Source organism: Yeosuana aromativorans (genome assembly GCF_014646655.1).
GTDB classification, from domain to species: Bacteria; Bacteroidota; Bacteroidia; order Flavobacteriales; family Flavobacteriaceae; genus Yeosuana; species Yeosuana aromativorans.
Window position 1 is genome coordinate 21,076 of record NZ_BMNR01000007.1, and the last position, 11,988, is coordinate 33,063.

At 31.8% G+C, this 11,988-nt stretch carries 12 protein-coding genes; all 12 read left to right on the forward strand.

Going from position 1 to position 11,988, the window contains the following annotated elements:
- The first annotated feature begins 576 nt into the window (after window positions 1–576).
- A complete protein-coding gene (locus IEW94_RS14080) occupies window positions 577–1,110 on the forward strand; it encodes a hypothetical protein (protein WP_188654207.1) in 534 nt (177 codons plus the stop codon).
- A gap of 342 nt (window positions 1,111–1,452) precedes the next feature.
- Window positions 1,453–2,046, forward strand: coding sequence for a Crp/Fnr family transcriptional regulator (locus IEW94_RS14085; RefSeq protein ID WP_188654209.1), 594 nt, complete (start codon window positions 1,453–1,455; stop codon window positions 2,044–2,046).
- A 143-nt stretch (window positions 2,047–2,189) separates the two neighbouring features.
- A complete protein-coding gene (locus IEW94_RS14090; RefSeq protein WP_188654216.1) occupies window positions 2,190–2,630 on the forward strand; it encodes a PepSY-like domain-containing protein in 441 nt (146 codons plus the stop codon).
- A gap of 241 nt (window positions 2,631–2,871) precedes the next feature.
- A complete protein-coding gene (locus IEW94_RS14095; protein WP_188654218.1) occupies window positions 2,872–3,552 on the forward strand; it encodes a hypothetical protein in 681 nt (226 codons plus the stop codon).
- Window positions 3,553–3,609: 57 nt separating this feature from the next.
- Window positions 3,610–4,167 (forward strand): YceI family protein, encoded by a 558-nt coding sequence (locus IEW94_RS14100; protein WP_188654220.1) that lies wholly within the window; start codon window positions 3,610–3,612, stop codon window positions 4,165–4,167.
- A gap of 9 nt (window positions 4,168–4,176) precedes the next feature.
- Window positions 4,177–4,671 carry a hypothetical protein gene (locus IEW94_RS14105; protein ID WP_188654222.1) on the forward strand — a complete coding sequence of 165 codons (495 nt, stop codon included), beginning with the start codon at window positions 4,177–4,179 and terminating at the stop codon, window positions 4,669–4,671.
- A 9-nt stretch (window positions 4,672–4,680) separates the two neighbouring features.
- The gene (locus IEW94_RS14110; RefSeq protein WP_188654224.1) at window positions 4,681–5,124 is read left to right on the forward strand and encodes an Hsp20 family protein; all 444 of its coding nucleotides are present in this window, start codon (window positions 4,681–4,683) and stop codon (window positions 5,122–5,124) included.
- A 3-nt stretch (window positions 5,125–5,127) separates the two neighbouring features.
- Entirely contained in the window at window positions 5,128–5,598 is a 471-nt protein-coding gene (locus IEW94_RS14115; RefSeq protein WP_188654226.1) for a hypothetical protein, read from the forward strand.
- A gap of 187 nt (window positions 5,599–5,785) precedes the next feature.
- Entirely contained in the window at window positions 5,786–6,232 is a 447-nt protein-coding gene (locus tag IEW94_RS14120) for a hypothetical protein (RefSeq protein ID WP_188654229.1), read from the forward strand.
- A gap of 338 nt (window positions 6,233–6,570) precedes the next feature.
- On the forward strand, window positions 6,571–7,884 hold the full coding sequence (locus IEW94_RS14125) for a beta-helix domain-containing protein (RefSeq protein WP_188654230.1): 1,314 nt from the start codon (window positions 6,571–6,573) through the stop codon (window positions 7,882–7,884).
- Window positions 7,885–8,034: 150 nt separating this feature from the next.
- Window positions 8,035–9,474, forward strand: coding sequence for a T9SS type B sorting domain-containing protein (locus IEW94_RS14130; RefSeq protein WP_188654232.1), 1,440 nt, complete (start codon window positions 8,035–8,037; stop codon window positions 9,472–9,474).
- 1 nt (window position 9,475) lies between these two features.
- Window positions 9,476–11,929, forward strand: a complete 2,454-nt coding sequence (locus IEW94_RS14135; RefSeq protein ID WP_188654234.1) for a PorP/SprF family type IX secretion system membrane protein — start codon at window positions 9,476–9,478, stop codon at window positions 11,927–11,929.
- Window positions 11,930–11,988 lie beyond the last annotated feature (59 nt).

Here is an 11,988-nt window from a genome sequence, read left to right on the forward strand (position 1 = left end):
GAATTAATGTTTATTTAAATCATAAATAAGGGGATTCAAATCATCTTCCTGATAATTAGAGTATAGGCTCTTTAATTTTGAGTAATTATCTATAAAACTTTATTTTATGAATAATTTGGATTAGTCTCCAAAAGGCCTTGAGTTTAAACTTAAGGCTTTTTAAATTTGGCTCATTTTAAATCACCTATAAAAATTATAGTTACTATCCATAAAACAAGCACAGCATTAGAAATAAAAAAAAACTACATATTAAATAATTTAAAAAATGGATAGTAAATACTTAAACAAAGTTGGAGTAAACATCTTCTTTTAAATATAGAATGAGAATACTGCAAAAGGACAAATTGATTTGTTCATGGTTTATGTGGATTTATTATCTGTTTTTTTTAATGTAGTCAAACTTCGATTCCGCTTTATGCACCTTTCTATTCTTTAACTTTATCCATAAGTTTTCATATCTTTATTTGGTATTGAAGTATTTAATAATCATTATCTTTTTTTAATTAAAAATCTTTGAAATATCTTATTTTCACATAAGCAGAAAAAGGGCTTATTCACACTAATCTTTTTAAAATCATGATTAAGAATATTATATTTTTAGGGTTGACTTTAAGTTTAGCCTTTGTTACTTATGCCCAAGAGGTAAATAAAGAAGAAGTTCAAGAAGTGAATAGGCATAAATTGGCATTGGTTTTTGGGTATACGCATATTCCTAAAGCATTTATAGATGGTCATTCAAGAGAGTCCGTTTACGCTCCAACAATTGGTTTGGATTATTTTTATCAATTCACGGATAGATGGGGAATTGGAGCCGTAATAGATCTTGAGTTCGCAAATTATACAGTGGATTACAATAAAGAAGATTTAGAGAGAGAAAGACCTGTAATTACAGGATTTTTGGTAGGTTACGAATTTGCCAAAGGATGGGATTTTTTATTGGGTCCTGGAATAGAATTTGAAAAAAACAAAGATTTGTTCATTCTTAGGGCAAGTACAGAATATGAATTTGAATTAGATCATGGTTGGGGTCTTTTCCCGGCAATTAATTACGATTTTAAAAAGGAATATAGCACGTGGTCAATTAATTTAGGTATAAGCAAAAGGTTGTAATTTTTAAGAGAATTCAAACTATTAATGATTTTTTTAGACTAAAGGCATATTTAATCTTAACCTGATTTCTTAAGATAATTCATATAGTTTTAATAACAATTAGAACGTTCCCAACATCTTTTTTACGGACTAGAAGTTTAGATTTTGTTTAACATAATATGGATTTTTAATTAGTAACTTTGGTTTAGTACATAGGTTTTTTAAAATTCTTTTATATGAAACCAAAAGCCCAACAAAATGTCTCCAGATAATAAGCATTATCTACGTTGTTTAGAAACTCTTAAAGATTCCGTAATTTTTAAAAATCTTGAAAAAAGAGATATTCAGTCTGTTTTAAAATATATGACGAGAATAAAATGGGAAAAAGGGGTTTTTAAAAATAGTACAGAGTTTAATTCTTCCTTACATTTTATTATTTCGGGGCGAATAAAAGGCTATCAAATAAATCCAAATACTGGTAGAGAGCATACCATGTTCATTCTCACTAAACACGATGTTTTTGATATTTTGAATTTGATGGACACAGAAACCCATGTGTTGTATTGGGAAACTTTAGATGACTTAGAAATCTTAACAATATCAATTACTGAAATGAGACGAATGTTGGCCGAAAACCCTAAATTGAATTTTTCAACCTTAAAGTATTTAGGAAGTAGGGTTAGGATTCTTGAAGATGCGTCAAACGATATTTGTTTGCATAATACCTTAAGTAGATTGTCAAGTTTACTCTTAAAATATTTCAACCAGCAATCCCATAAATTGGAAACCATCAATAATTTGCCAAATAGTGAAATAGCTAATTTAATTGGAACTACCAGGGCAGTAGTAAACAGACATATTCAAGAACTAAAAAAAGCAGGAGCTATTTCTGTAAAGCGTAAGGAAATTGACATAGAAAATGTAGAAACCTTAATTGCCTTTGCTCATGACAATTAACTCTTAAAATATTCATTTTTCATTTTACTATCTTATTTTGTTTTAATCTAATAACTGCTACTTAAGTAGTAGTTAAATGATTCTCTTCTAGCTATATTTGATTTAAAAATAAAGCCTGTAATCTCCCAGTAAATTTAATTGTTATGGGAAAAATTCAAAATTATTTGAAATCAATATTGGCAAAAACACTCTTTGTTGCAGTGAACTGGCTACATAAAAACCCTGGCATAAAGATTAAAAAAGCCTTCAGAAAAAAGTATCCTAAATCGTCATTCCCAACCTGGCAACAAATAGACAGATTTACTTGGGAAGTATCTTTTATTCTAAATAAAAATGAATATAAAACCTTTTTTGATACGAATGGGAACTGGTTACAAACCAAACATTATGTTTCCTATTATAATTTGCCAAATTTAATAAAGAACAATTTCCGGTCATATGACAATTTTAAGAATCTTCAAAAAGTGTTATTGATAGAAAAGCCAGATGAATCATTGTTTGAGTTCCAAATGAATTCTGGTAATGGACCTTACAAAATAGTTGTTGACATAAATGGTAATGAAGTTAATCATAAAGCTTCATAAAGTTTTCTAAAAAAAATATTAAAGTGCTATTTAAGTAGCAGAACTCCTTTTAAAACTGATGTAATTTAATTGATAATTAAAAAAATATTTAAAAAAGCATTAACAATTTAAAACGTATTAAAATGAAAACATTAATTGATGAGAATTTATTTAAACGCTACTGGAGGTATATTGATCAACCAAATGCGAGTTCTTAAAAATCATATGAAATTGAATAAAGAATCTTAAAAACGATATTAAAATGAAACCAAATAAAATTTTAACAATTTTTTTTATATCAGTTTTATTTGTTGGATGTAAAAAAAATAATGACAATGATAATGCAAGCAAAGTCTTGGACAGCATAGTAAAAGATGAAGCGATAGATGAAGTGCCATACAAATCTGATGATTATTTTGATAAAGCGATAAAAGCTTATGAAGCAAATAATAAAATTGAAGCTTCAAAAGATATACATAAAGGTGTTGAAGCATTACATGCTGAGAGCAAGGATTTATTGAGCTTGAATAAATTGAGTCTTGAAAACAGTATTGAACAACTAGAAAATATTTCTGGCAGACTTGACAACAACGAGGATATTTCATTAGAAGGTTTCAAAGACGCTGTTGTAAATGCAGAGTTGAACATTGCCCATGAGTATCTGTCACCAACAGAGGGCGTTTATATGCTGGTAAAACCTGAAAATATATCCTCAGCCAAAACAAAAAGGAATTTTAGTGCCATGATTTCAAATCTAAAACAAGAAGAAGGCAATATGAACAAATATGCAAAAAAAGAGAGTGAGGATTTATTAAAAGAAGGTGAGGAGCTTAAAAAAGAATTAGCTGCTTGGGAAACAAAAGCAAAAGAGTACTCCAAAAAAACTAATGAACATTTTAAAGTTTTCTATCCTGATGAAAACTATCGAGATCTTGATTTGTAGAATGTTTTTTTTGGTTTTTATTCAAGAATTAGAATTTAATAATTTAAATAGTTAAAGATGAAACGGTCTAATTTTTTTCGATTTATCACAATAGTCTTTTTTACGTGTTATACAGTAATTGGGGCTTATGCGCAAGTAAACGATTCTTCCACCCAAATATCTTACAAGGTAGATTTTGGTCCCACCTATCCCATAGAAGGTGATAGTAATCAAGTAGAAGGGAAAATTGAATTTAATGACGAAACGAGTGCGATAGAGAAAGTTTCTTTTGAGGTGCCCTTAAATTCATTCACTGGAATTAACTCTGGATATCTTGAATGGATAGCAAATGGTTGGTATAACCCAGATATGAGTTTTAAAAGCAATAAAATAACCAAGACATCAGATAATAAATTGGTGGTTAAAGGTTATTTAGAATTCCGAAGAAGAAATGCTCCCATTGAAATTGATTTAATACGTAAGGATATAAACAACAAAATCATTATGGAAGGCAATTTTGATATGAGTACAGGTGACTACTTTACTTTTCACCCGCCTTTTGAACTTGTGCCAAGTAGGATATCATTTAAAATTAAGTTGATTTTTGATGAGCCAGTTAAAAGTAATATGAGTTAAAAATTAAATATGAAAACCGTAAAAAAACAAGAGTTAAGTATAACCAAACGCCATAATTGGTCCAAAAACCGCTTTGCATGGTTTTATGCCGTAATGATATTATTGGCGTCTGTTTTATTGGGAGTTGTACTTAAAATGGGTGGTACTTATGAATCTATGGGGCTTCGTTCTATCAACATCTTTTTTATCATGATAGGGTTTTTTGTTCTCATCTGGGATTATAAAAGGACGAAGCACAAAAACCTGAAATTTATAGACGCCTTTCTGCTTTGTGCCAGAACAGGATTTTATTATTGCTTGCTATATCTTCCAATCATATTGGTTTTTTTGGCCGATAGCAAAAATGAGTTGCAGCTAGTAGAAACTGATGAAACCTTTAATAACAATTTTTCCATAATTGCTATTGTGTTTTCAACCTATATAGAAACGGTTGCAACAGTTGTTATTGTTGGCATTGTAGCAGCTTTTACAGGCAACATGGGAGGGGGTAAATTAAAAAAGTAATATATAATTATGTCACCAAGTACATATCCAAAAACACATTTTAATCTTGTTTCTGCTTATAATATGCCAACTCATGGCGAATATAAAACCAATGTTCCATATCTAGATATAATTCCAAATACAAAAAGCCTATCTCAAATTAAAATGACAGAAACAGGTTTCGGTTATCATTATGAAATGAAAATACCGGGCTATATTAAAGAGGATTTTAATTTTTATAAGAGTAAAAATGATTTGGTTTTAACAACAGAGAAACGAAAAGAGATCAAAACTGATAAAAAAGGAAATGATAATGGCTCAAGTCATTCATATTGTTATGCTTCTGCCTATTTCAAAATAAGTTTTCATTTGCCAAATAACGTAGATTGTGATGAAATTTTTGTGGACTATAATAATGAAATCTTGAGTTTTGATTTACTTAAATCAAAAAAACAAAATCAGCATAAAACATAGATTATGAAAAAGGCATTAATTCTTAATTTCCTATTATTCACACTCAACGTAACCAATGCACAAAATGGGTTTCAAGTTATTGAACAAAATGTGCCTTATAAAAGATTTGCCACAAGCTTTACCACTAACATTATTGGTGAAAACGAAAATTTTGTGATGTATAATTGGCAAAAATTTATTGAAAAACACAAAGGTGTCACCTATTTGATTTCAAATGCGGAAGGAGATGTTGAGTTTGAAAGTGAACATGTAAGATTTCCACTTTTGGATAACAAATTAGTAACAATACATTCTAGGTTCACTCCAAATAGTACAGAAACAGGCGTATTGTTAACATTATGGATCCAAATGAAAGATGGGACCTATTATTCTTCAAAAACAGATGAGCATTCTGCAGATAAGATTAAAAAATGGTTACTAACGTTTAATGAGCAGTTAATGGGGCCAACCAATTTGGATTTGAATACTAATTAGTTCAAAACATTAAGTGTGGGGCAAGACTTTTTATGATAATGATTTTTAAGCATATAAACATTTATTCGTAATATAAGACTTACAAAATAGTTTAGTTTTTTAAATTTATCATTAAAAATTTCGACAAAATGATTGTTTTTTACGATTAATTGCATAAATTTGTTTTTTAATCCCTTAAGTCTTAGATATGAAAATAAAGATTATTTTATTAAGTTTCAGTATATTTTTTGTTACTGGTATTGGTTTTGCCCAAAAAAAGAATGAACCCCAAAGCATAATCAGTGAAGGAGTTGCCATAAAAAAATATCATAATATAGATGAGCTGGAGCGTATGCAAAAAGGAGAGTTGTTGACACTTTACATAGAACGTATTGAAGCTCTCACCAGGGTATTGCCATACATTGCTTTTGCCACAAAGCCCGGGGTTACCATGTCAACTTTAGGAATACCTAATGATAAAGATAATAGAAAGGTTTTGGAAAACCAGTTTGAAGCCACCGACGACTATTTAAAAAGTACTGTGGAATTTCAAAAAATAATCTTACCATATTCTGATACTAATAAACTCATAGCAGCCATTTTGTTTTACGAAGAAACCATGAAGTCACTGCACCAGTACAGTGAATTTCACTAAAACATTTAGCTTTTTAAATTTTAATGTGTTGTATGTCCAATCAAAGAGATATTTTAAATACATAATATAAAGCAACAAAGGAAAACGGTACCGTTTTCCTTTGTTGCTTTTAACAGTATAACAAAATTATTTTTAAAAATTTTTATCCAGAATTTCTATATTAGAAAAAATATGTATTTTAACTTGAAAATATTGCATTTCGTCGATTAAATATTTTGATAATTCTTATTGTTTAATGTATTTCATCGAATAAATTGGTATTTTAATAGATTTTTTTTTAGATTTGAGCTGTAAAATGACGAAAATTCTTATTTAGATTTTAATATAAATAATTTACTATGAAAAATGCTACTCAAACAGTATTGATATTTCTTCTCTTAATTGGAAATGTCTTTGCTCAGCAAGAAAAGGGGATTATAGGCGCTAACAATTGGTTGTATAACTGGACAGAGTTTAAACCTAGCTTAGAGGATTACGGTGAGCCAACACAAATCTTGGCTGGCAATATCACTGAAGACACAAAACTTGTAAAGAGGAATATTTACTTGTTAATGGGCAGCGTGTTTGTTACCAATAATGCAACCTTAACCATAGAGCCCGGAACAGTCATAATTGGAGACTATGCCTCAAAAGCTTCATTGACCATTACTAAAGGAGCCTCAATAATAGCAAATGGTTTGGAAACCGATCCTATTGTTTTTACATCAAACAGAAGTGTAAAACGTGAAGGTGATTGGGGAGGCATAATAATACTGGGAGATGCTCCTACCAATAAATTTGGAAATGGTTCTGTAGCTTCTTTTTATCCAGAGCTACCGCCATCGTCTTATGCTTACACCAATTATGGTGGTTCTAACCCCAATAGTAATTCAGGGATTTTAAAATACGTTAGAATAGAATATGCCGGAAAACGAATCGAAAGAGGAAATTATTTCAATGGCTTATTATTGGCCAGTGTGGGCAAAGAGACAACTCTTGAAAACATAATGGTAAGTTATTCTGCAGGTAATTCCTTTGAAATTTGGGGAGGTGAAGTGAATTTAGATAAAGTTGTTTCTTACAGAGCAAGTAGCAATGATTTTGCATTTAATTTTGGAACCCAATGTGAGCTTAATAATTCACTAGCCGTTAGGTCACCGTATATATCAAGTAGTAGCGGTGCCAGATGTATGCAAATTTTGTCTTACAATAACAAACAGGAAGTTGATTTTTCAAAAAAAGGAACCTCCGTTATAGCGAAAAACTTAACCTTGGTAAACAGAAGTGATGATTTAAGTTCAGATATCAAAATGGGTTTAGTAAAAGAAGCCTTGTTTGTGGGTGAGAATTCTTCGTTAGATATGAACAAAAGCGTTATTTCAGGGTTTAATCCTGCTGTGATTTTGGAAGATGACATAGCAATTAGTCAAGAAAATCTTGAGAAGATCAAATTTACAGATATGTATTTCAATAATTGTAATGGAAATATTTTTGTTGAAAACAATTATAACAATGAAGATCTAGAAAATTGGTATGGCAATAGTGCTTTTTTTAATGTGTATTCAAAAAGTCAAGATTCTGAAACCTTTATAGAGGTTAAGAATGAAAGACGACCAGACTTTAGATTGCGAATTAATAAAATTATTGCCACAAATGATATCAATATGGATTAGAGGAATTTAATACAGCTTTATTGTTGGATGATAATTCCTTAATCTTTTTTTGAGGAGTCAATAGTATCCCAAACATTTTAGTTCTAACCTAATTTTTAGGTTGGAACAAATTTGTTTATAGACGGTTTAATTAATGAAGAAAAATATTGAATGCGAAACTTTACTTTAAAAAAAATCTGCTTTTTTATTTTTTTAATAATAGCTGAAACTATCCATGCCCAAATAGTTATTAGTACACCAACTCTTGGTTTTAGTCAAGCGTGTGCAAGTCCTTCATTTAATACCTATTATACCACATTTACGTTTTCTCCAGATACGGCATTAGGTTCAACAAACCAATTCATTATTGAGCTATCTGATGAAAACGGAAGTTTTACAAATGCTACTACAATTTACACGTCTGCACAAGGGGCGGTTACAACTTCACCTGCCACATTGGGGTTTTCAATGCCAACTACAATTGCTGGAGAATCCTTTAAAATCAGAATAAAAAGTACAGACCCTGTTGCAACAAGCACCGGTTCGGTTTCTTTTGCTGCTTATTATAAAATTCAGGACACACCTTTTACCATCAACAATTTAGTATCTACTGGTGTTTATTGTTCTGGTGGAAGTTATTTGTTGACTATAGACAACCCTGGTGATGCCTCAAATGACTCACCTTTGCAGTATTCATCTCTTACTTTTAATTGGTACAAAGAAACCAGTCAAACAACATCCGTTTTTGTGGCTTCAGGGGAAACCTTATCTGTAAATCAACCTGGAACTTATTTTGTTGAAACTAATTATGGATCATGTACATCCAATTCCTACTCAAATCGCGTAACGGTTAGCGAAGCGTCTTCAGGAACCTCAGCTTCTGTTAACTCAAGTCTTGGTAACCCATATTGTTCCAGTCTTGGTGCAACAACTTTAAGTACCATTAATGGGAATAGCTATCAATGGTATAAGGATGGAAAGGAAATTTCAGGAGCAACAAACCAAACCTACGTAACCAATGAATCTGGAAATTATACTGTTACAGTTGACTTGGGTAATTGTAGTACAAATGCATCAATAGATCTTCAAAATACAGATTTTACAAGTAGTATAGATGTTCCGGAAAACAACAGTTTATATGCAGGAGAAACACTGATTGTCACAGTAACAACAGATGCAACGAACCCAGAATTTAAATGGTATTTAAATGATGCCATAATTTCTGGTGCTACTTCAAATAGTTATGAAGTGACACAAATTGGTAACTACAAAGTAGTTGTTAGCCAAACATCAGGATGCCTATCATCCCAAGAGTTTGCTTTTTCAGTAAATGAACCATTTCCAGATGTGGCAAACATCCCTAATTTAATTAGCCCAAACGGAGACGGCGTTAATGATACTTGGGTGATTCCGCAAGCCTATGTTAGTGGTTCAAATTCAGAAGTGATTATTATGAATTCTCAAGGCGATGTTGTGCTCAAAACAAATGATTACCAAAACAATTGGCCAGAAGTTGAATTGGATTTTAAAGAAATCAACCCCGTGTATTACTATGTAATAACAACCCAAAATAATAAAACAATAAAAGGATCCATAACCGTGGTAAAATAACATGATAAAACACCTATTACATATAGTTGTATGTTTTTGCTTTGTGCAGCAACTCTTTGCTCAAGAAGATGGTGTTGTTGCATTTAGTTTACCCGTTAGAAATTCGTTAACCTTCAATAAATATGTTGTCAATCCAACGTTTAGTTTTGTAAGAGAGCAAAATAAATATTTGAGTTTTTACAATAAAAGGCAGTGGGTTGAATTTGATGATGCCCCTCAAACATATCTATTTAGTTATGCTGGAAGATTAAGTGAGAATACGGGTATGGGAATTGGATTGTTCCAACAAAACTATGGTGTACTGACTACTTTTGGAGGCGTATTGAATTTTGCTTATAATACGGTTATTGATAGGGATAGTAATCTAACTTTTGGTTTGAATTTGGGTGTTTATAAAAGTGGGTTAAACCAGGGGAAAGTCGTTACAAATTATCCAGACCCATCATTGGACAACATTCCTTCCAATTTTTTATTGACCATAAATCCAGGTATAAATTACGGTACAGGTTTTTTTGATTTTGGTGTTGGCATCAATAATTTGGCACTATATAATATTATGTCATCCAAGCTTGTTGAAAATAATCCAGAACAAAGTGTGCAAGCACATGTTATGTACACGGGGTACTTATATAGTCGTGGTTTTTTTGATGAAAGTAAATTTTCCGGTTTAGTACGATCAGAATTCAAAAATGACCAAACAGTGATTTCGGGGGCCGTTATGTTGACCATTCCCAAAGGATTGTGGGTACAGACTGGATATAATACCCTCTACGGTATGTCTGCCGGTATAGGATTCAATATTACTACCCAAATTTCAATGGAGTATAATTATGAAAAAGCGATGGGTAATTTATCAAATTTCGGTACATCGCATGAAATAACCATGGCTTTTAAATTTAAAAACAGATATCGATACGATTACAGTGATGAAGATGAAATGGGCGCATTGATATCACCAGTTAAAAAAGTAAAACCTGTTGAAAAAATAAGGGAAAGTGTTCTTGAAAAAGACAAAGCAAGAAAAGAAGCTATAGCCATAGCAAGAGAAGCTGCAAAGAATAAATCAGAACAAAATGCACAGGCAAAACAATTAGCTGAAACCCAAGCCAAAGAAGCTGAGCAAACTAGGTTAGAGGCAGAAGCTAAAGCCAAGGCAGAGGCAGAAGCTAAGGTTAAAGCAAAACAATTAGCGGCAACCAAAGCCAAGGAAGCTGAGCAAGCCCGACTTAGAGCCGAGGCCAAAGCCAAGGCAGAAGCTGCAGCCATGGCAAAAGCCGAGCAGGAAGCACAAGCAAAATTATTGGCAGCAACAAAAGCAAGGGAAGCTGAGCAAGCTAGATTAGAGGCTGAAGCCAAAGCCAAGGCAGAAGCTGAGGCTAAGGCTAAAGCAGAACAAGAAGCACAAGCAAAACTATTGGCAGAAACAAAAGCACGGGAAGCTGAACAGGCTAGATTAGAGGCAGAAGCCAAAGCTAAGGCTGAACAAGAAGCTAAAGCCAAAGAAGCTGAACAAGCCAGACTTGCAGCTGAAACCAATGCTAAAGCAGAAGCAGCGGCCAAGGCCAAAGAAAACTTAAAACCAATGGATGCTGCAACTAAATCCTTGAATGATTTAGCAAAACAAGCCCAAGCGGATAAAGCAAAACAAGAAGCATTATTGACAAAACTTGAAGAGACAGTTGCTAATAGAGAACAAGACCTTAAGGATTTAAAAAAAGAAAATGATTTGAGTGAGCAAGGTATTTATACAGAACCCAAGCCTTTTGTTAGTGTATCAGCACAAAATGCGGCTTTGGAATCTTTAAAAGTCCAAATTGATGATGTTATTAACTCCCAAGATATTAAAATAGTTAAACTGGAAAATCTCTATAATGAGAGAGTAAAAAATGGTGCTAAAGAACAAGATTCAATAGCTATGATTTACCTGAATGAAATTTTAATACTCAAAAAGTCACAATCAGAGGCCAAACGTTCAAAAGCAAATTTAGTTTCAGAATTGGAAGAGATTAAAAACCTTACTGAAATAGAAAGAAAACGAAGGATTAAACGTGCTGCTTATGATAATCAAGAGGTTAGGTACAAAAAAGATATGGCTGCTTTAAATGACATAAAACAAAACACACCACCAAGTTCAGCTCCATTAACAGTTGATGATTTTGATTTTGGAGAAGATCTAGGGAATAATATACAGATTGTAAAAGATGTGAAAAATGAGGAAAGCGGATATTATTTGGTCATTGCTGTACATAGTGATGTTGCAAAACGCGATGACTTTTTAAGAAAAGCCGTATCTGCCGGACAAAAAAATATTAACTTTTTCTTTGATGTCAATACCAGTAAATATTACATCTATTATGAAAAATTTGATACGATAGAGGAAGCTAGAAAAGCAATGCAATTGAAAGGAAGTAAACCTTACAATAGTAAAATGTCTATGGTGAAAATAGAAAATTAAAAATAGAATAGTTACAATGTTTATTTTTAAGCTGTTGCCCCGTTTGAAAATGAACTATT